The following is an 18,604-nucleotide window of genomic DNA, read 5'->3' as shown; positions in this document are numbered from 1 at the left end:
AAGATTTTAGGAGCATCGGTCATGGCACATAAGAAAGCAGGCGGTTCCTCGCGCAACGGTCGCGACTCAGCCGGCCGCCGCCTTGGCGTGAAGAAGTTCGGCGGTCAGGACGTGATCGGCGGCAACATTATCGTGCGCCAGCGCGGGACCAAGGTCTATCCGGGCGTCAACGTCGGGATGGGCAAGGACCACACGCTGTTCGCGACCGCCGACGGCCGCGTCCGATTCCACGACGGCAAGCTCGGCCGCAAATATGTATCGGTCGACTGTATGGCAGACGCCGCCGAATAAGGGACGACTTTACCGAGGTCGTCCACCAGGGACGACCCGGAGCCGCCCTTTCCGCCACCAGCGGAAACCAGGTTCGAAAAGAGGGAGACGGGTCGCCCCCCGGACTCCCTTTTTTCTTGCCCGCATGCCCGCCCCCGCGGGCGGGCGCGAAAACGGGGCCGATCATCTCCCTCGCATATCGCCTGTCGTCAAAGCGTCACCATCTGGCGCCAGGGCGACAAGCCAGTGGGAGTGAATTCAGATGTTTGCGCGTACCGAAAGACTGTTGCTGCGGCCCGGCTGGCGCGAGGACGCCCCGGCGCTCGCCCAGGCCATCGGCGATGAAGCGATCGTGCGCAACCTGGCGCGCGCGCCCTGGCCCTATCGCGAGACCGATGCCGAGGCATTCCTGTCCGGCTGGACCGACGGCCATCCCAGCCGCTTCCTGATGGTCCGCCGCACCGCGAGCGCGCCGCGCCTGATCGGCGGCATCGGCATCGACCGCCGCGAAAATGGCGAGGTCGAGCTCGGCTATTGGGTTGCGCGGTCCTATTGGGGACTCGGCTATGCGACCGAGGCCGGGCGCCACATGCTCGACCTCGCGCGCACGCTCGGCATCCCGCGGCTGACCGCAGCGCATTTCGTCGACAATCCCGCCTCGGGCGCAGTGCTCCGCAAGCTCGGCTTCCGGCCGACCGGACGCCGTATCGAACGCGCGAGCCTCGGGCGCGGCACCCCCGCGCCGACCGTCGAATATGTTCGCGAGGTCGCGGCGCCCGGCCAGGACCGCGACGACGATGACGGGCCTGTCGCCATGCTCGGCGCCGCCCGATGGCCCGACCGGCTCCGCGAGGAATGGCGGCTGGCGGCGGCGTAAAGCCGTATCCCCCTCCTCTTCAGAGGAGGGGTAGCGAGACTTGGGCGCTTTGCGCCCTAGGCGCAACGGGGTGGTGTATGGCTTATGCGCGCTGTCGCGCGCCACCACCCCAAACCCCTCCTCTGAAGAGGAGCGGCTTCCGTCACCCCCGCAGTTTCCCCGCCATGCCGAGGATATCGTCGAGCGGATTGCCGTCGCCGTTGCGGTCGATCAACTGGCCCAGCCCGCCGAGCCCGCCCGCCGCGGGCGCACTGCCACCGCCGACCAGCCCGCCGAGCACATTGCCGAGCATCCCGCCCAGTCCGCCCGCGGGCGCGCCGCCGCCGGCCGTCTGGCCACCCTGTTTGGCCATATAGCCCGCGACGAGCATCGCGAGCATCGGCAGCATCTTCTTGAGCAGCCCGGCGTCGAGCCCGCTCTGCGTCGCGGCATGGCCCGCGACGGTGCGGCTAACGTCCTTCGATCCGAAGATCTGGCCCAGTATCTCGTTGCCCTGCCCGACCGGCGTCGGCTGCGATCCCAGCACCGAATCGAGCAGCCCGCTGCCGCCCAGCCCGGCGATCAATCCGCCGAGTCCCTCGATGCCGCTGCCCTGCGCCTGCTTCTGAAAACCGCCGAGAATCGCGGGGAGCAAGGCGTCCGCGCCCTGCTGCGCGACGCCGGGCGACACGCCCAGTTCCTTCGCCATCGATTCGATGCCGCCCGCCTGCTGCAAGATGTCCGTGAGGTTCATGGCTTTTCTCCATCTGCGGCGCGGATCGAAATGCGCCGATAGGGGTTGGTATAGCAGCGCGCAGGCGGGTGGGGAGTCGTTCATTCTCCTGTCATCGGCCGGCGCCAATCTGCAACGCTGCCGCCCTTCGCGGCCGCTTCACGAGAGGGAGTCCCCAGCATGAGCATTTTCGGCAAGATCAAGGACGCGATCTTCGGCAAGAAGGCAGAGGCCGCGACGCCCCCCGCCGCCCCGGCCACGACCGCCGCCCCCGCCGCGCCGCAGCCCGTCCCCGCCGCCCCGGCGGCCGTCAGCGAGGTCGACGTCGAGGCGATCCTGACCGCGCAGAACGCCTATGCCACCCAACCGCTCAACTGGCGGACCTCGATTGTCGACCTGATGAAGCTGCTCGACATTGATTCCAGCCTCGCGAACCGCAAGGAACTGGCGCAGGAGCTCGGCTATACCGGCGCGCTCGACGGCAGCGCCGAGATGAACATCTGGCTGCACAAGGCGGTGATGCGCGAACTCGCCGCCAACGGCGGCAAGGTGCCGGCCGACCTGACCGACTGAGCCGGCGCCCCTGCCTCATGGGGCAGCAAAGCCCTCTCCCCTTCAGAGGAGAGGGTTGGGGAGAGGGGGACGTAGCCTCCCCCTCTCAGTTCCGGCTGGCGAGCAAGCTCGCAAGCCTGCGTATCTCTCCCCTGAAGGGGAGAGAGCAATATTCCGAACCGGCCATCCTCGGCGTCGCTTCCGGGAAACGCGTTGACCCCCGCACCGCGCCCTGCGAAATCCGTTTCAACCGAAACCAGGGCTGCAAGGGGATCCACCACATGTCCGATAGATTGTCCACGCCGCTGAGCCGTCGCCAGACGCTCGCCGCGCTCGGCACCGGCGCCGCGGGGCTGACGCTTGCCGCCTGTTCGACCGGCGGCGCACTGCCCGACGATGCGGCGGTGATCCCGCCGGCGCCGCCGGGAACCGGCGCCGGTGCCGGCGGTGGCGGGGCGACCGCGCTGCTCGACTCGGTCGCCGACAACCTGCTCGCCCATTCGCCCGAGGGGGCGACCGCGCTCGGCATCGACACCGGCGATCGCGCGGCGATGCGCGCGCAGCTTTCCGACCGCTCGCCCGCCGGAGTCGCGGCGCTCGCCGCGACGCTCAAGGCCGACCTCGCGCGCGTCCGCGCCGTCGACACCGCCGGCCTCGACCATGCGACGCGCACCAGCCTCGCGGTGATCGACAGCGCCTACAGCACCGCACTCGACGGCTTCGCGCTCCCCTATGGCGACGTGGCGGTCGGCGGCTGGCGCAACACCCCCTATGTCGTGATCCAGAATGTCGGCGCCTATCTCGACGTGCCGCGCTTTCTCGGTAGCGATCATCCGGTACGCAACGCCGCCGACGCCGAAGCCTATCTGTCGCGTCTCAATGCCTATCCGGGCGTCCTCGACGGCGAAACCGAACGGCTGAAGGCGGCCGGGGCGCAGGGGCTGATCGCACCCGCCTTCCTGATCGACGCGGCGCTGAAACAGATGGAAGCGAGCCTTGCCGACGCGCGCGCGGGTGGCGGGCTGGTGGGCGGCCTGACCGAACGGACGCGCGCCGCGCGGATCGCCGGCGACTGGGAGCCGCGCGCCGAGCGGATCGTCAAGAGCGCGGTCGTCCCCGCGCTCGAACGCCAGATCGCGGCGATGCAGGCCCAGCGCCCGCAGGCGACGATGGACGCGGGGCTATGGGCGCGCCCCGGCGGTGACGAATGGTATGCATGGGGTCTGCGCGCCTCGACCACGACGCGCATGACGCCCGAGGAGGTCCACCGGATGGGCCTCGACGAGCTGGCCGAGCTGCAAGGGCGGATGGACCCGATCCTGCGCAAGCTCGGCTACACCGACGGCACGGTCGGCGCGCGGATGAACGCGCTCGCCGACGACCCGCGCTACAAATTCCCCGAGGGCGACAAGGGACGCGAGGAGATCAAGACCTATATCCAGACCTGGCTCGCCAGGATTCGCGCCGAACTGCCGCGCGCCTTCCGCACTTTGGTCAAGGGCAATGTCGAGGTGAAGCGCCTGCCGCTCGCCGAGGAGCCGGGCGCGCCCGCAGCCTATGGCGGCGCGGGATCGATCGACGGCAGCATTCCGGGCAAGATGTGGATCAACCTGCGCACCACCGACCTGCACAGCAAATATTCGCTGCCCGACCTCGCGATGCACGAGGCGATTCCGGGGCATGTCTGGCAGGGCGAATATGCGAACCAGATGCCGCTGATCCGCTCGATGCTCGCCTTCAACGCCTATAGCGAAGGCTGGGCGCTTTATGCCGAGCAGCTCGCCGACGAACTCGGCCTCTATGACGATTTCGAGGTCGGGCGCCTCGGCTATCTCCAGTCGCTCGCCTTCCGCGCCTGCCGCCTCGTCGTCGACACCGGCCTCCACGCCAAGCGCTGGACGCGCGAGGAAGGCGTCCGCTTCTTCGTCGAGCGCAACGGGTCGAACCCGCTCGAAGTGTCGAGCGAGGTCGACCGCTATTGCAGTTGGGCCGGCCAGGCCTGCGGCTACAAGGTCGGCCATAGCGAGATCGTCCGCCAGCGCGGCCGCGCCCAGGCGGCGCTCGGGCCGCGCTATGACCTGCGCGACTTCGACAATGTCGTCGTCGAGGGCGGCAACGTCCCGCTCGACGTGCTCGCGAAGAATGTCGACGAGTATATCGCGGGCGGAAACGCCTGACCAACTCCGTCATGGCGAACGGAGCGAAGCAATCTCCCGCTGTCGGCCTTGCGCAGGGCCGACAGCGGGATTTTGCCGCGTCGCCTTCGGCTCCTCGCAATGACGAGACCTATAGCGAGGGCAGCGGCGCCAGATCGGGCTCGATATACCCCCGCCGCGCCGCGACCGAGAACAGCAACTCGTGGCTGTAGAAGCGCAGCGGCCAGTCGCGTCGGCCCATGTCCGACCGCAGCAGCGCGTTGACCCGCGCCGCCAGTCCCGTCTCGACCGTTTCCGACAGGAACAGCCGCACCCCCGCGACATAGGCGCGAGTGATGCTGTCGTGATAGCCTTGGCTATCGTCGTTCACCCCGCCGACACTCTCGTTGAAACGGCGGATCAGTCCCGCGATCTCGGCATCGACGTCGATGTCGGGGCGCTCGGTCAGCAGACACAGGCAGGCGGCGAGATGCGCCTCGTGCGTCCACGCCTCACGCGGCAGCGCGCAAGCGAGCAGCCCCTCGCCGAGCGCGCGGATGTCATGGTCGCGCTCGAACAGGCGCGGCGAAAAATCGGTGGTCATCGTCCGGTTCCTTCCGGGTGACAGGCCACCCGGAGGAACCGGGCGGGATCAGGCTGCGACGGCCGCCTGCGGAGCGGCTTGACGGACGCCTTCGTCAACATGGTCCGCAAATTGCGCGAAATTGTCGATGAATTGCTGCACCAGCGCCTCGGCAGTGCGGTCATAGGCCGCCTTGTCGGCCCATGCCTCGCGCGGATCGAGCAGCGCAGTATCGACCCCCGGCACCGCGACCGGGACGAGGAAGCCGAAATTCGGGTCCTTGCGGAACTCGGCATCGTTGAGGCTGCCATCAAGCGCAGCGTTGAGCAGCGCGCGGGTCGCCTTGATCGGCATGCGCTTGATCCCACCCATCGTCGCCATGCCACCGGTCCAGCCGGTGTTGACGAGCCAGCACTGGACGCCGCCCTTGGCGATGCGGTCCTTGAGGAGATTGCCATAGACCGACGGGTGGCGCGGCATGAAGGGGGCGCCGAAGCAGGTCGAGAAGGTCGCCTCGGGCTCGGTCACGCCGATCTCGGTCCCCGCGACCTTCGCGGTATAGCCCGACAGGAAATGATACATCGCCTGGTCGGGGGTCAGCTTGGCGATCGGCGGCAGCACGCCGAAGGCGTCGGCGGTCAGCATGATGACGGTGCGCGGCACCGGCCCCATATTCTTTTCCGACGCGTTCGGAATGAAGTCGATCGGATAGGCGCCGCGGGTGTTCTCGGCGAGGCTGTTGTCGTCGAGGTCGAGCGCGCGCGTTTCGGAATCGATCACGACGTTTTCGAGCACGGTGCCGAAGCGGCGCGTGGTCGCATAGATTTCGGGTTCGGCTTCTTCGGACAGGCGGATCATCTTCGCATAGCAGCCGCCCTCGAAATTGAAGACCGCGGTGTCCGACCAGCCATGCTCGTCGTCGCCGATCAGCGTACGCGAGGCATCGGCCGACAGCGTCGTCTTGCCGGTGCCCGAGAGGCCGAAGAAGACCGCGGTGTCGCCGTCCGGCCCGATATTCGCCGAACAGTGCATCGGCATCACGCCCTTTACGGGGAGCAGATAGTTGAGGATGCCAAATACCGACTTCTTCATCTCGCCGGCATAGGCGGTGCCGCCGATCAGCACGAGCTTCTCGGTGAAATTGACCGCGACCACCGTCTCGCTGCGCGTGCCATGCTTCGCGGGATCGGCACGAAAGCTCGGCAGGTCGATGATCGTATATTCGCTGTCGAACACCGCGAGTTCGGCCGCGGTCGGGCGGCAGAGCAGGGTACGGATGAACTGGCTGTGCCACGCGAGTTCGGTGACGACCTGGACGCCGACGCGATGCTCGGGCTGCGAGCCGCCGAAGAGTTGCTGGCGATAGAGCCGGTCGCGACTCGCGAGATGCGCGAGGAAATCTTCCTTCAGCGCGGCGAAATGCGCCGGCGTCATCGCCACATTGGTCTTGCCCCACCAGATAGTGTCGGCGGTCTCCGCATCCTGGACGATGAACTTGTCCTTGGCGCTGCGGCCGGTGTGCTGGCCGGTGGCGACGACGAGTGGACCGTCCTTGGCCAGCAGTCCTTCGCCGTGACGGACCGCTTCCTCGACCAGCCGCGCCGCACCCCAGTTTTCAGCCACATCCGCCTGCGTTTCGACGGTCCGACTGCCGATCACCACCTTGGTCATTATCCTGGCCTTTCCCTTGTCCGCCGCGTCCTTGCATACCTATGCAATACCCGCCGAGCAAAAGGGCAGGCCCGCATCTGCAATGGGTGCCGACGTGACGCCGATTCCGAAATTCCCCGTCGCGTTAGCGAGGAAGGCACGGCGCGTCAAAAGATTAACGCGAGACTTGTGCCCGCTCTGCGATGAGTGCCGCAGGGTCCGTTCGCGCGGTTGTCGCTTGCGGACGGATCGGCTAATCCGGCGCGGGTCCGCCCCCACTGGAAAGAGCATGACGGCAACCATCGCGCTGGTCGACGACGACCGCAACATCCTCCAGTCGCTGTCGATAGCCCTGCAGGCCGAGGGTTTCGTCACGCGTGTCTATTCGGACGGCGAAGCGGCACTGAAACCGCTGATCGACAATCCGCCCGACCTCGCGGTCTTCGACATCAAGATGCCGCGGATGGACGGGCTCGAACTGCTGCGGCGGTTGCGCGAGAAGAGCCAGCTTCCCGTCATCTTTCTGACCAGCAAGGACGACGAGATCGACGAGGCGCTGGGCCTAGCGATGGGCGCCGACGACTATATCGCCAAACCCTTTTCGCAGCGGTTGGTCATCGCGCGTATCCGGGCGATCCTGCGCCGCGTCGAACTCAACAAGAGCGCGCCGAGCGACGAGGACGAACCCGTCGCAGAGCCGATCACGCGCGGACGGCTGACGATGGACCCCGCGCGCCACAAGGTGAGCTGGGACGGCCAGGGCGTGACGCTGACCGTCACCGAATTCCTGATCCTCGAAACGCTCGCGAGCCGCCCGGGCATCGTGCGCAGCCGCAATCAGCTGATGGATGCGGCCTATCAGGACGACGTCTATATCGACGACCGCACGATCGACAGCCACATCAAGCGCCTGCGCCGCAAGTTCCGCGAGGTCGACCCCGATTTCGACGCGATTGCGACCCTTTATGGTGCGGGCTACCGCTTCTCCGACGATGGCTAGAATCAAGACCGATACCGCTGCCGAGCCCGAGGATGCGCCGCTCGTCTGGTCGGCACGCTGGTCGCTGACCACCCGCATCCTCGCGGTCAACATCCTCGCGGTCGCGCTGCTCGCGGGCGGCTTTTTCTATCTCGACACCTATCGCACCCGGCTGGTCGACACGCGCATCGCCGTGATGGTCGACAAGCTCGCGATGTTCGACGTGGCGCTCGAGGCGGCGCGACCCGATCAGCGCCAGCGGCTGATCGGCGAATTCACGCGCGTGACCGAATCGCGGCTGCGCTTCTACGACACAAGCGGGCGCAAGATCGACGACAGCTTCGCCCATGCGCCGCCGACTTATACGCTGCGCGATCCCGACCTGCAGCCGTGGAAACGTGACGTCGCGCGCGCCATGGATCGCGGCATCGACTGGATCGTCGGCGCGCCCGACTATCCCGAGTTCGAGGAACCGGCAAACGACCGCGCCGCCGCCTGGCCCGAGGTCATGGACGCTCTGCGCAGCGGTGAGGAAGCGACCCGCTTCCGCTATGCCCCCGAACGTACCCCGCTTTTGAGCGCAACGCGCGTCGTCGACCTCGAACGCCCCGAAGTGATGTTGATGACCCTCAACGCGCGCGACATCACCCGCACCGTGCGCGCCGAACGCTTCCGTCTCGCGGTGGTGCTTGCAATGGTGCTGTGCGCCTCTGTTCTGTTATCGCTTTTCCTCGCACGCACCATCGTCCGCCCGCTGCGCCGTCTCGCCCGCGCCGCGGTGCGCGTGCGGCTTGGCCGCGCGCGCGAGGTCGTCGTCCCGCGCCTGCCCAGCCGCCGCGACGAGATCGGCACGCTGGCCCGTGCTCTATCCGACATGACGCAGGCGCTGCGCGAACGCATCGATGCGGGCGAGCATTTCGCCGCCGACGTGACGCATGAACTCAAGAATCCGATCGCCTCGTTGCGGTCGGCCATCGAGGGGCTGGAGCGGGTGAAGAGCGAGGAGCAGCGCGCGCAGCTTCTCGGCATCGCGAGCGAGGACGTTCGTCGTCTCGACCGGCTCGTCACCGATATCAGCGACGCGAGCCGCATCGACGCGCAACTTTCGCGGACCCATTTCGAGCCGATCGACATCGGACTGATGATCGAATCGATGCTCGCTTCGCGCGCCGCGCGCGCCGAACAGGGCGCTGCCGGTCCTCGCATCGCCTTCGCCCGCCCACGTCGGGGCACGGCGACGGTGATGGGCGACGGTCACCGCCTCGAGCGCGCCATCGACAATATCATCGACAATGCGATCAGCTTCTCGCCGCCGGGCGGCCTCGTCTGCATCGCCGCGACCCGCCTGGGCGACGAGGTGCATGTGCGCGTCGACGACGACGGCCCCGGCATTCCCGCCGCGCAGCGCGAGGCAATCTTCCGCCGCTTCCACAGCGAACGCCCCGACGGCGAGGCGTTCGGCCGCCACAGCGGGCTGGGCCTCGCCATCGCGCGCGCGATCGTCGAGGGACATGGCGGCACGATCGCGGCGCGCGACCGCGACGACCACCAGCCGGGCGCCAGCCTGCTCATCACCCTCCCGGCGCGCGAGGGCGGCGAGGCCTGAACGCCGACCTATCCGCCTTGCAGCCGCATGCGGGCATGGCTAAGCCTGCCCCATGCTTCCGAGCCGGACCGCCCTCGACATCGTCAACATCCACGCGAGTTGCGTCGCGGCGGGCAATGGCGGGGTGCTGATCCTCGGCCAGTCGGGACAGGGCAAGTCCGACCTCGCGCTGCGCCTGATCGACCGCGGCGCACGGCTCGTCGCCGACGACCGTTGCGACGTCTGGCACGAGCGCGGTCGCCTGTGGTGCCGCCCGCCAGGGCCACTGGCCGGCAAGATCGAAGTGCGCGGGATCGGCATCGTCGAGCAGCCGTGGACCGCCCCCGTCCCGCTCGCGCTCGCGGTGCGGCTGACCGACCGCTACGACCGCATGCCCACGGCGAATCAGGTCGAAACGGTCGCCGGGCATCCGCTGCCCGCGCTACTGCTCTCGGCCTTCGAGGCGTCGGCGCCGATCAAGATATTGCTCGCGCTCGAACGGCTGGCGCCCGCGGCATGAGCGCCCCCGCCGAACCGCGTCTGCTGCTCGTCACCGGCCTTTCGGGCGCGGGAAAGTCGACCGTGCTCAGGGTGCTCGAGGATCTGGGCTGGGAAGTCGTCGACAATCTTCCGCTCTCGCTGCTCGAGCCGCTGATCGAGGCGCCGGTCCACCGCAGCGAGATGAACCGGCCGCTAGCCGTCGGCATCGACAGCCGCAGCCGCGGCTTCAAGCCAGCGCTGCTCGTCAAGCGGATCAAGGAGCTGCGCGCGGCGGGCGGGCGCGAGATCGAGACGCTGTTCCTCGACTGCGCCGGCGCCGAGCTCGAGCGGCGCTTTTCCGAAACGCGCCGCCGCCACCCGCTCGCCGAGGACCGCCCCGCCGCCGACGGCATCGCGCGCGAGCGCGAGATGATGGAATCGCTCCGCCGCTGGGCCGAGCATGTCGTCGACACCACCAATTACAGCAGCAACGACCTGCAACAGGAAATTCGCCAGCGCTTCGCAGAAGCGGAGGACGACGAGCCGGCACTCAACATCCTGAGCTTCGGCTTCGCGCGCGGCCTGCCCCGCCATGCCGATCTGGTGTTCGACATGCGCTATCTGCGCAATCCGCATTGGGATACGAAACTACGTCCCGGCACCGGGCTGGACGCCGACGTCTCGGCCTATATCACCGCCGACCCCGCCTATGAGGCGACGCTGGCGCAGATCGAGACGCTGCTGCTGACCCTGCTCCCCCGCTACCGCGCGGAGGGCAAGAGCTATGTCACCATCGCCTTCGGCTGCACCGGCGGCCGCCACCGCTCCGTCCATTGCGCCGAGCGGGTCGCCCGCACCCTGCGCGACGCGGGTCATGCGCCGACGGTCAGCCACCGCAACCTTGACTCCGCACCGCAAGATGGGCTTGAGGGCAAGCCCCCGCCCGCTTCTCCCGCACCCGGCGGAAAATCTTGAGGGTAATCGACTGCATGCCCAGCGATAAAGCACTGCCGCTGCTCGGAATGGTTCTCGTCACCCATGGACGACTCGCCGAGGAAATGGTGACCGCGATGGAGCATGTCGTCGGCCCGCAGCGCGCGATCGCAACCGTCTGCATCGGCCCCAACGACAATATGGAGATGCGGCGTCAGGAGATCGCCGACGCGATTCGCGGCGTCGACGAGGGTCGCGGCGTCATCATGCTGACCGACCTGTTCGGCGGCACCCCATCCAACCTCGCGATCAGCCTGCTCGAGGCGGGGCGCACGGAGGTGATTGCCGGGGTCAACCTGCCGATGCTGATCCGGCTCGAAAGTGCGCGCAAGACCATGGAATTGCGTCCGGCGGTGATCGCGGCGCGCGAGGCGGGGCAGAAATATATATCGGTAGCATCGGAAATGCTGGGAGTGGGCCTTTGAGCGATTTGTCGGAGACCGTCGAGATCACCAATCAGCGCGGTCTTCACGCGCGCGCCAGCGCCAAATTCGTCACCTTCGTCAGCCGCCTGCCCGAAACCGTCACCGTTGAGGTTGAAAAGGGCGGCAACCGCGTCGCCGGCACGTCGATCATGGGGCTGATGATGCTCGGCGCCGCGAAAGGCGACAGCATCACCATCCACACGCGCGGCGACGGCGCCGACACCGCACTCCTCAAGCTGGTCGGGCTGGTCAAGGACAGCTTTGGCGAGGATTGAAGCCATGTCCGGCCGCCGCAGCCGCATCGAAAGCCTCTCGAACCCGCTCGTCAAGCGGATGCGGCTGCTGCGCGAGAAGCGCCACCGCCGCGCCGAAGAACTGTTCCTCGCCGAGGGCCTTCGTATCGCGACCGAGGCGCGCGAAGCGAGGGTGCTGCCGCGCTGGCTGTTCCTCGCCGACGAAGGCGCCGCCGCGCATCCGCTCACACGAACGCTCGTCGACGCGACGCTAGTGAGCGGCGGTGAGGTGATTGACACCACCCCCGCGATCCTGTCGAAGCTCTCGGGCAAGGACAATCCGCAGACCGTCGTCGGCATCTATGCCGAGCCGCGAACCGCGCTCGCCGACCTCGACCGCGGAGCCGCCCCGATCTGGCTCGTCGCCGAGCGGCTGCGCGACCCCGGCAACCTCGGCACGATGCTGCGCACCGGCGACGCGGTCGGCGCGGGCGGGCTGATCCTCCTCGACGATTCGACCGACCCCTATGGCGTCGAGGCGGTGCGCGCGAGCATGGGCGCTATCTTCACCCAGCGGCTTGTGCAGGCACGCTGGGACGATTTCCTCGCCTGGCTGCGCGCGGGGCCGGGCGAGCTGGTCGCGACCTGGCTGGGCAAGGATACGAAGGATTATCAGGCGGTCCGCTACGCGGCGCCGACCTTCATCCTCGTCGGCAATGAATCGCAGGGCCTGCCCGAAGCCTATGCCGCCGCCGCCGACGTGCGCGTCAGGATGCCGATGATGGGCAAGGCCGACAGCCTGAACGCCGCGGTCGCAGGCGCGGTGATGGCCTATGAGGTGCTGAACCAGCGTCGAAGCGGGCCTTCAGCTTGAAGGCAGCACGGCGCAACCAACACCTCCCTCTTCCGTTCGTGTCGAGAAGGAGAGACATGATGGTCAGACCAGCCGCGGCATTCGCCCTTCCCCTCACCCTCGCCGCCTGCGCGGTCGAGGTTCCGCCCGAAACCCCGCCGCCGCCCGCCGCGGCCTATATGGCGCTCGGCACCGAACCCGGCTGGACGCTCGAGATCACGCCCGATCGGCTCAACTATGACGGCGACTATGGCGAGACGAAAATCGTCGTCGCCAACCCCGGCGCGCGGCCGAGCGTCAATGGCGAGCGCTATGTCACCGACCGGCTGGCCGTCGACGTCACCCACGCCGAATGCAGCGACGGGATGAGCGACCGCCGCTATCGCGACACGGTGACGGTGGTGGCCGACGGCAAGACGGTGAAGGGCTGCGGCGGCGGCATCCTGGCGCCCGAAGAGCTCGCGGGCACCAACTGGCGCTTCGTGTCGGTCGGCGGCGTGCCCGTCGCACAGGATCGCCCGACCTCGCTTGCCTTCGACGGCGCGAAACTGAGCGGCAGCGCCGGCTGCAACCGCTTTTCGGGCGGCTACGAAAGTGACGGCAGGACGCTGACCGCCGGCCCGCTGATGGCGACCAAAATGGCTTGCCCCGGCGCCGGCATGACGCAGGAAATGGCTTTCTTTCAGTTGATGCGCGGCCCGGTCAGTCTGGATTTTCCTGCTGACGGCACGCTGATCCTGACCGGCGCCGACGGACAGACGGTGGTGCTGAAGCGGGTGATCTAGAGTCCAGGCCGAGAATCATCGCCCCGTGCGAAAGCAGGCTTCCCGGCTGTCGATGACAACGACCGCCTTCACGGGGCGACGGTCAATCCACGAAATTCGGTTTCCGCTTCTGCATATGCGCCATCACCGCCTCGACCTGATTGGGTTTGCGGATGACCTTGACCTGTTCGTCGCTTTCAGCCTGCAATATCTGGGCATCGTTCGCGTCGGCCAGCAGGTTGCACAATCGCTTGGCGCCGCGGATCGCGTGGGGATTCTTGTCGGCGATCGCAGCCGCCAGCTCCATCGCCTTCGTCAGCGGATCGTCGGCGACGTGGGTCGCAAAGCCGAGCAGCTTCGCCTCCGATCCGGTGAATTCGCGATTGGTGTAGATCAGCTCGCGCAGCACATCGTCGGCGACCTGGGTGCGCCACAGCGCCATACCGGCAACGTCGGGGACAAGACCCCAGCGCATCTCCATGATCGCGATGCGCGTGTCGGGGTGAACAATGCGGATGTCGGCGGCGGCCATGATCTGACTGCCCGCGCCGAAGGCGACGCCGTGCACCGCCGCGATCACCGGCACCGGCAGCTCGCGCCAGCCCCATGCGGCATATTGGGCGTTGTTGGCGATGCCGCGCGTGCGGTCGGAGAGCGTGCCCCCCGCGCTGCTCGCCCCCGGATCGCGCTCGGCGCTGAGGCTCGAAAGGTCGAGCCCGGCGCAAAAGGCGCGCCCCTCGCCCGACAGCACGACGACGCGAAGACCCTGCCGGGCCTTGAGGTCGTCGATCGCCTCGGCGAGCGCCAACCACATGGCCGCATCGAGCGCGTTCATCTTGTCGGCGCGGATCAGACGGACGTCGGCGATGCCGCCGTCCAGCATGGTGATGGAAACGCGATCCTTCATCGGGGAGTCTTCCTATGTCCGGTTGAGCGCGGCTTCGACAAGCGGGAGCTGGTCGTTGCCGAAATACATGTCGTCGCCATCGACGAAGATGGTCGGCGAGCCATAGCCGCCGCGCGCGATGACCTCTTCGGTGTTGGCACGCAGCCGGGCTTTCGCGGCATCGCCGGTTGCCGCCTCGGCGAGCGCGGCGCCGTCGAGTCCTTCGGCATCGGCGACCGCGGCCAGAACCGCCGGGTCGTCGAGATTCTCCTGCCGGTCGAAATAGCTGGCGAAGGCGCCGCGCGCGAACCGCGCCAGCGCCGCCTGATCCTCTTCGAGCGCGCAGCAGAAGCGCATCGCCGCCACGCTCTTCGCCGGATGCCAGCGCGACGGGAAATTCATCGGCACGCCCGCGAGGCGCGCCCAGTCCTTCAGCACCTTCCAGCTATGCGCCATCCGCCGGTTGTCGCTCTGCTCGCGCGCCGCATAGACCGCCGGGTTCACGGCATTGAATACGCCGCCGACGAGGATCGGGCGGTAGCGCGCGGTAGCGCCGGTCCGTTCGAGCACCGCCGGCAGGTTGCGGAAGGCAAGGCAGGTCCAGGGCGAGGACAGATCGAAGAAGAATTCGACGCGGGCGGTCATCGGATCACGCCTTTTCCTTCGCCTTCTCCCAATAGCGGTCGCGCAGCAGGCGCTTGTAGAGCTTGCCGGTGTCGTGCCGCGGCAGCGCCTCCATGAAGTCGATCCGCCGCGGGACCTTGACCCCCGACAATTTCTCGCGCGCATAGGCGCCCAGTTCCTCGCGGAAGGCGTCGGTGGCGTCGGCCATGTCGGCGGGCTGGACGACCGCGATCACTTCCTCCCCCATCTCCTCGTGCGGGCCGCCGACCACCGCGACGTCGGCGACCTTCGGATGGGTGACGAGATGATTCTCGATCTCCTGCGGATAGATGTTCACCCCGCCCGAGATGATCATGAAGCTCTTGCGGTCGGTCAGGTAGAGGAAGCCATCTTCATCAACTCTACCCACATCGCCCAGGGTCGACCAGCCGCGGCTGTTGCGGCTCGACGCAGTTTTTTCCGGATCATCATGATATTCAAAGACATTTTCGCTCTCGAAGAAGACGGCGCCTTCCTCGCCGACGGCGAGCTCGGTCTCGTTGTCCTCGCCCACGATATGGACCGTGCCGCTGATCGCGCGGCCGACGGTGCCCTTGTGCGTCAGCCAGTCCTGGCTGGTCGCGAAGGTCATGCCATTGCCCTCCGATCCCGCATAATATTCGAGCAGCACCGGTCCCCACCAGTCGATCATCGCCTGTTTGACCGGCACCGGGCACGGCGCCGCGGCGTGGATGGCGCTCTTCATCGACGTCACGTCATATTGGGCGCGAATCGCGTCGGGCAGCTTGAGCATCCGCACGAAATGGGTTGGGACGAACTGCGCCGCGTTGCAGCGGTAATGCTGGATCGCGGCGAGCGCGCCCTCGGGATCGAATTTCTTCATCAGCACCACCGTGCCGCCGAGCCGATGGATCGTCATCGACCAGCGCAGCGGCGCGGCATGATAGAGCGGCGCGGGCGAGAGATAGACGCTGTCCGGCCCGATGCCGAACGCCGCGGCCGCGAGCATGACCATGGTGTTCGGCGCATCGATCGCCGGTTCCTCGGGCAGCGGCACCCGCACGCCCTTGGGCCGCCCTGTCGTCCCCGACGAATAGAGCATGTCGACCCCCGCGCGTTCGTCCGCGATTCGCGTCGCGGGCATCCTCGCCAATTCATCCTCGATCGCGGGCCAGCCGGCGATGGCGCCGCCCATCGAGAAACGCTCGATCCGCGTCTGCAATTGCTGCGCCGCGGGGGCGAGGCTCGCCGAGACGACGAGCATCTTCGCGCTCGAATTGTCGAGGATATAGTCGGTCTCGTCCTGCGTCAGCCGCGACGAGATGCAGACATAGCGCAGCCCGGCACGCTGCGCGCCCCAGGTAAGCCCGTAATAATGGGGCGTATTGTCGAGCATGAAGGCGACGACATCGTCATGCCCCAGTCCATGGTCGCGGAACATCTGCGCGGCGCGGTTCGACGCCGCATCGAGATCGCCATAGCTGATCGCCTCGCCCGTTTCGGCGACGATGACGGCGGGCTTGTCGGGATGGGTACACGCATGAACTGAGGGGTGCATCGGACATCGTCTCCGGATGATTTCTTTATTCCCAGGATGAGTAGCGGGTTGAAACTTTTGGTCAAGCAAGCTCGCCGGGCCGGGTACGCAGCGCGTAGCCGCGCCCCTTGACCGTGTGCAGCATCGGCCAGGCGAAGCCGCGGTCGATCCGGGCGCGCAGCCGCGACATATGCACCTCGACCCGGTTGGTGCCGGGGTCGAAGTCGATCCGCCATACGGCCTTGAGCAAGGTCTCGCGCGAGACCGGGCGACCGGGCACGCGCGCGAGATTGGCGAGCAGGTCGAATTCGCGCAGCGGCAAGCGGATCAGTCGTCCCGCGCGCTCGACGCGCCGGTCGATCAGGTCAATTCGTAGTTCGCCGGCCCCGAGTTGCCCCGCCGCCAGCCGGCTGCGGCGGACGAGGCTCGCGATGCGCGCAACGACCTCGATCGGATTCTCCGCCCACCCCACCGCATCGTCGGCGCCCGCACCGAGCGCAAGCATCCGGTCGGCCCGGCTGTCGCGGTCGGACAGGATCAGCAGCGGTCGGCGTGCCGCGATACCGCGCGCCAGAAGGATAAGCTCTCGCGGCGGCTGCGTACCGCCGAACGGATCGAGCACGAGGCAATCGAAACAACCGTCACGCCAGTCGCTTGCGGCCCCGGCGAACGGCGGCAGCAGCATGGTGCCGAAGCCCGCGGCGGCTACCGCGGCGGCGAGCGTCCGTGCCCTGTCGCCGTGCGGATGGTGGATGGCGACGAGCGGCGGGGGGCCGGTCGCGGCGCGACCGCCGGATTCACCCATCGCCCCTCTCCCATTCGTCCCGACCTCTCTTCGATGACGTTGCACGCTATCTCCGCTGTGCTAACGAATCGCTATGACCAGTGCCGACCTGCTCGCCTCCGACTTCGCCACTTTGCCCGATCTGATCCGCGCCCATGCGCAGGAGCGCCCGGATGCCGTAGCGGCAGCCGATCCATTCCGGCGCCTAACCTGGTCCGAACTGGACCGGATGATCGACCGAATCGCCGCGCGATTGCAGCGGGATGGATTCGCGAAGGGCGACCGCACGGCGATCGCGGGGCTCAACAGCGTCGAACAGATGGCAGCGATACTGGGGACGCTACGCGTCGGCGGCATCGCGGGACTGATCACCAACAGCGCAACCGGCGAGCAGATGGCGGCGATGATCGCCGACACCGGCGCGCGCCACCTGTTCCTCGACAGCGCGGCGGCGGCAAGCCTCGAAGGCCAGACGGTGACCGCGAGCGACCGCATCGCGATGGACGGCAGCGATATCGGTACGCCGCTGGACGACTGGATGGCGCCCGAAGGCACGACGCCCGAACCGGTCGCGATCGAGCCGCCCGACGGCTTCAACATCATCTATTCGTCGGGCACCACCGGCACGCCGAAGGGCATCGTCCACAGCCATGCGATGCGCTGGCAGCATATCCAGCGCGGCGTTCCCGCTTACGGCCCGCAGGCGGTGACGATCCTGTCGACCCCGCTCTATTCGAACACGACGATGGCGAGTTTCCTGCCGACGGTCGGGTCGGGCGGGCAGACCGTGCTGATGAAGAAGTTCGACGCGCACGGCTTTCTGGAACTGGCCGAGCGCGAGCGCGCGACCAACACGATGCTGGTGCCGGTGCAATATCGCCGCATCATGGCGCTCGAGGACTTCGACCGCTTCGATCTTTCGAGCTTCATCATGAAATATTGCACATCCGCGCCCTTCCCCGCCGCGCTCAAGGCCGATGTGCTGAAACGCTGGCCCGGCGGGCTCGTCGAAATCTATGGCATGACCGAGGGCGGCGCAGCCTTCATCCTTGAGGCGCACCAGTTCCCCGACAAGCTGCACACGGTCGGTCGCCCGGCGCCGGGCCACATCGCCAAAGTCATAGACGAAGAAGGCAAGGAATTGCCGCAAGGCGAGGTCGGCGAGATCGTCGGCCGCTCGCCGGCGATGATGACCGGCTACAACAACCGGCCCGACGCGACCAGGGCGATGCACTGGCACGACGCCGACGGAAATCTCTTCTATCGCCACGGCGACATCGGGCGTTTCGACGAAGACGGCTTCCTGACCCTGATGGACCGCGCCAAGGATATGATCATCTCGGGCGGCTTCAACATCTTCCCGAGCGACCTCGAGGCGATATTGATCGCCGACGACCGCGTCGTGGACGCCGCCGTGGTCGGTATACCGAGCGAGGAGTGGGGCGAGACCCCGGTGGCGTTCGTCGTGCTGAAGGACGATGCCGACGCGGAGGCGGTGCGCGCCGATTGCAACGCCAAGGTCGGCAAGACCCAGCGGCTGAGCGCGATCCGCGTCGTCGACGAACTGCCGCGCAGCCCGATCGGCAAGGTGCTGAAACGGGAATTGCGCGACGCCTATGCGGGGTGAGCGGCGGGTGGCGGCCGGCAGCGAACATAATTCCTCCCTCCCGCTTGCGGGAGGG

Annotated in this window: 20 protein-coding genes; 13 read left to right on the top strand and 7 right to left on the bottom strand. The window is 67.5% G+C overall.

The annotated features are described in order from the left end of the window. Window positions 1-21 precede the first annotated feature (21 nt). Together rpmA and FHR21_RS05515 are read left to right on the top strand one after the other, a co-directional pair. Window positions 22-291: a 50S ribosomal protein L27 gene (gene rpmA / locus FHR21_RS05520; RefSeq protein WP_184096126.1), complete on the top strand. Its 270-nt coding sequence runs from the start codon at window positions 22-24 to the stop codon at window positions 289-291. Window positions 292-532: 241 nt separating this feature from the next. Beyond that, window positions 533-1,147, top strand: a complete 615-nt coding sequence (locus FHR21_RS05515; protein ID WP_184096124.1) for a GNAT family N-acetyltransferase — start codon at window positions 533-535, stop codon at window positions 1,145-1,147. 142 nt (window positions 1,148-1,289) lie between these two features. Here FHR21_RS05515 and FHR21_RS05510 read toward each other — a convergent pair whose 3' ends face one another. Continuing rightward, window positions 1,290-1,880 carry a DUF937 domain-containing protein gene (locus FHR21_RS05510; protein WP_184096122.1) on the bottom strand — a complete coding sequence of 197 codons (591 nt, stop codon included), beginning with the start codon at window positions 1,878-1,880 and terminating at the stop codon, window positions 1,290-1,292. A 159-nt stretch (window positions 1,881-2,039) separates the two neighbouring features. Between FHR21_RS05510 and FHR21_RS05505 the strand changes: the two genes are divergently transcribed. Then, window positions 2,040-2,432, top strand: coding sequence for a DUF3597 domain-containing protein (locus FHR21_RS05505; protein ID WP_184096120.1), 393 nt, complete (start codon window positions 2,040-2,042; stop codon window positions 2,430-2,432). 260 nt (window positions 2,433-2,692) lie between these two features. Next, window positions 2,693-4,588 carry a DUF885 domain-containing protein gene (locus FHR21_RS05500; protein WP_184096118.1) on the top strand — a complete coding sequence of 632 codons (1,896 nt, stop codon included), beginning with the start codon at window positions 2,693-2,695 and terminating at the stop codon, window positions 4,586-4,588. A gap of 109 nt (window positions 4,589-4,697) precedes the next feature. On the opposite strand, the gene FHR21_RS05495 is transcribed toward FHR21_RS05500, so the two are convergent. Both FHR21_RS05495 and FHR21_RS05490 read right to left on the bottom strand, forming a co-directional pair. Then, on the bottom strand, window positions 4,698-5,150 hold the full coding sequence (locus tag FHR21_RS05495) for a hypothetical protein (RefSeq protein ID WP_184096116.1): 453 nt from the start codon (window positions 5,148-5,150) through the stop codon (window positions 4,698-4,700). A gap of 48 nt (window positions 5,151-5,198) precedes the next feature. Beyond that, window positions 5,199-6,800, bottom strand: coding sequence for a phosphoenolpyruvate carboxykinase (locus FHR21_RS05490; protein ID WP_184096114.1), 1,602 nt, complete (start codon window positions 6,798-6,800; stop codon window positions 5,199-5,201). Window positions 6,801-7,068: 268 nt separating this feature from the next. On the opposite strand from FHR21_RS05490, the gene FHR21_RS05485 reads away from it, so the two are divergent. From FHR21_RS05485 to FHR21_RS05450, 8 genes are read left to right on the top strand one after another with little or no spacing between them, the layout of a single operon-like run. After that, window positions 7,069-7,779 carry a response regulator transcription factor gene (locus FHR21_RS05485; RefSeq protein ID WP_184096112.1) on the top strand — a complete coding sequence of 237 codons (711 nt, stop codon included), beginning with the start codon at window positions 7,069-7,071 and terminating at the stop codon, window positions 7,777-7,779. Then, on the top strand, window positions 7,772-9,364 hold the full coding sequence (locus FHR21_RS05480; RefSeq protein WP_184096110.1) for a sensor histidine kinase: 1,593 nt from the start codon (window positions 7,772-7,774) through the stop codon (window positions 9,362-9,364). Before FHR21_RS05485 ends, FHR21_RS05480 begins: the two co-directional genes overlap by 8 nt. Before the next feature lie 52 nt (window positions 9,365-9,416). After that, the gene (locus tag FHR21_RS05475) at window positions 9,417-9,863 is read left to right on the top strand and encodes an HPr kinase/phosphorylase (RefSeq protein WP_184096107.1); all 447 of its coding nucleotides are present in this window, start codon (window positions 9,417-9,419) and stop codon (window positions 9,861-9,863) included. After that, on the top strand, window positions 9,860-10,798 hold the full coding sequence (gene rapZ, locus FHR21_RS05470) for an RNase adapter RapZ (protein WP_184096105.1): 939 nt from the start codon (window positions 9,860-9,862) through the stop codon (window positions 10,796-10,798). Before FHR21_RS05475 ends, rapZ begins: the two co-directional genes overlap by 4 nt. A 38-nt stretch (window positions 10,799-10,836) precedes the next feature. Further along, the gene (locus FHR21_RS05465) at window positions 10,837-11,241 is read left to right on the top strand and encodes a PTS sugar transporter subunit IIA (RefSeq protein ID WP_184096506.1); all 405 of its coding nucleotides are present in this window, start codon (window positions 10,837-10,839) and stop codon (window positions 11,239-11,241) included. Next, complete coding sequence (locus tag FHR21_RS05460; protein WP_184096103.1) at window positions 11,238-11,516, top strand: HPr family phosphocarrier protein; 279 nt, start codon at window positions 11,238-11,240, stop codon at window positions 11,514-11,516. Before FHR21_RS05465 ends, FHR21_RS05460 begins: the two co-directional genes overlap by 4 nt. A gap of 4 nt (window positions 11,517-11,520) precedes the next feature. After that, window positions 11,521-12,348, top strand: a complete 828-nt coding sequence (locus tag FHR21_RS05455) for a TrmH family RNA methyltransferase (protein ID WP_184096101.1) — start codon at window positions 11,521-11,523, stop codon at window positions 12,346-12,348. A 59-nt stretch (window positions 12,349-12,407) separates the two neighbouring features. After that, window positions 12,408-13,112 carry an META domain-containing protein gene (locus tag FHR21_RS05450; protein ID WP_184096098.1) on the top strand — a complete coding sequence of 235 codons (705 nt, stop codon included), beginning with the start codon at window positions 12,408-12,410 and terminating at the stop codon, window positions 13,110-13,112. Between the two features lie 82 nt (window positions 13,113-13,194). On the opposite strand, the gene FHR21_RS05445 is transcribed toward FHR21_RS05450, so the two are convergent. From FHR21_RS05445 to FHR21_RS05430, 4 genes are all read right to left on the bottom strand, one after another. Then, a complete protein-coding gene (locus tag FHR21_RS05445) occupies window positions 13,195-13,998 on the bottom strand; it encodes a crotonase/enoyl-CoA hydratase family protein (protein ID WP_184096096.1) in 804 nt (267 codons plus the stop codon). Between the two features lie 12 nt (window positions 13,999-14,010). Next, window positions 14,011-14,622 carry a 2-hydroxychromene-2-carboxylate isomerase gene (locus FHR21_RS05440; RefSeq protein ID WP_184096094.1) on the bottom strand — a complete coding sequence of 204 codons (612 nt, stop codon included), beginning with the start codon at window positions 14,620-14,622 and terminating at the stop codon, window positions 14,011-14,013. 4 nt (window positions 14,623-14,626) lie between these two features. Beyond that, complete coding sequence (locus FHR21_RS05435; protein WP_184096092.1) at window positions 14,627-16,159, bottom strand: acyl-CoA synthetase; 1,533 nt, start codon at window positions 16,157-16,159, stop codon at window positions 14,627-14,629. A gap of 61 nt (window positions 16,160-16,220) precedes the next feature. Then, window positions 16,221-16,943: a response regulator transcription factor gene (locus tag FHR21_RS05430; RefSeq protein ID WP_246427069.1), complete on the bottom strand. Its 723-nt coding sequence runs from the start codon at window positions 16,941-16,943 to the stop codon at window positions 16,221-16,223. Between the two features lie 73 nt (window positions 16,944-17,016). On the opposite strand from FHR21_RS05430, the gene FHR21_RS05425 reads away from it, so the two are divergent. Continuing rightward, complete coding sequence (locus FHR21_RS05425) at window positions 17,017-18,549, top strand: class I adenylate-forming enzyme family protein (RefSeq protein ID WP_184096090.1); 1,533 nt, start codon at window positions 17,017-17,019, stop codon at window positions 18,547-18,549. The last annotated feature ends 55 nt before the right edge of the window (window positions 18,550-18,604 follow it).

Source organism: Sphingopyxis panaciterrulae, assembly GCF_014199295.1.
Taxonomy (GTDB): Bacteria; Pseudomonadota; Alphaproteobacteria; order Sphingomonadales; family Sphingomonadaceae; genus Sphingopyxis; species Sphingopyxis panaciterrulae.
The sequence above is the reverse complement of the archived record's forward strand: the minus strand, read 5'-3'. Positions and strand labels throughout refer to the sequence as shown.

Excerpts from the sequence above, each read along its gene's own strand:
- FHR21_RS05490 (WP_184096114.1), bottom strand. The coding sequence starts at position 6,800 with ATGACCAAGGTGGTGATCGGCAGTCGGACCGTCGAAACGCAGGCGGAT.
- FHR21_RS05435 (WP_184096092.1), bottom strand. The coding sequence starts at position 16,159 with ATGCACCCCTCAGTTCATGCGTGTACCCATCCCGACAAGCCCGCCGTC.
- FHR21_RS05450 (WP_184096098.1), top strand. The coding sequence starts at position 12,408 with ATGGTCAGACCAGCCGCGGCATTCGCCCTTCCCCTCACCCTCGCCGCC.
- FHR21_RS05505 (WP_184096120.1), top strand. The coding sequence starts at position 2,040 with ATGAGCATTTTCGGCAAGATCAAGGACGCGATCTTCGGCAAGAAGGCA.
- FHR21_RS05485 (WP_184096112.1), top strand. The coding sequence starts at position 7,069 with ATGACGGCAACCATCGCGCTGGTCGACGACGACCGCAACATCCTCCAG.
- FHR21_RS05515 (WP_184096124.1), top strand. The coding sequence starts at position 533 with ATGTTTGCGCGTACCGAAAGACTGTTGCTGCGGCCCGGCTGGCGCGAG.
- FHR21_RS05475 (WP_184096107.1), top strand. The coding sequence starts at position 9,417 with ATGCTTCCGAGCCGGACCGCCCTCGACATCGTCAACATCCACGCGAGT.
- FHR21_RS05495 (WP_184096116.1), bottom strand. The coding sequence starts at position 5,150 with ATGACCACCGATTTTTCGCCGCGCCTGTTCGAGCGCGACCATGACATC.
- FHR21_RS05440 (WP_184096094.1), bottom strand. The coding sequence starts at position 14,622 with ATGACCGCCCGCGTCGAATTCTTCTTCGATCTGTCCTCGCCCTGGACC.
- rapZ (WP_184096105.1), top strand. The coding sequence starts at position 9,860 with ATGAGCGCCCCCGCCGAACCGCGTCTGCTGCTCGTCACCGGCCTTTCG.
- FHR21_RS05500 (WP_184096118.1), top strand. The coding sequence starts at position 2,693 with ATGTCCGATAGATTGTCCACGCCGCTGAGCCGTCGCCAGACGCTCGCC.
- FHR21_RS05445 (WP_184096096.1), bottom strand. The coding sequence starts at position 13,998 with ATGAAGGATCGCGTTTCCATCACCATGCTGGACGGCGGCATCGCCGAC.
- rpmA (WP_184096126.1), top strand. The coding sequence starts at position 22 with ATGGCACATAAGAAAGCAGGCGGTTCCTCGCGCAACGGTCGCGACTCA.
- FHR21_RS05480 (WP_184096110.1), top strand. The coding sequence starts at position 7,772 with ATGGCTAGAATCAAGACCGATACCGCTGCCGAGCCCGAGGATGCGCCG.
- FHR21_RS05455 (WP_184096101.1), top strand. The coding sequence starts at position 11,521 with ATGTCCGGCCGCCGCAGCCGCATCGAAAGCCTCTCGAACCCGCTCGTC.
- FHR21_RS05425 (WP_184096090.1), top strand. The coding sequence starts at position 17,017 with ATGACCAGTGCCGACCTGCTCGCCTCCGACTTCGCCACTTTGCCCGAT.
- FHR21_RS05430 (WP_246427069.1), bottom strand. The coding sequence starts at position 16,943 with ATGGGTGAATCCGGCGGTCGCGCCGCGACCGGCCCCCCGCCGCTCGTC.
- FHR21_RS05510 (WP_184096122.1), bottom strand. The coding sequence starts at position 1,880 with ATGAACCTCACGGACATCTTGCAGCAGGCGGGCGGCATCGAATCGATG.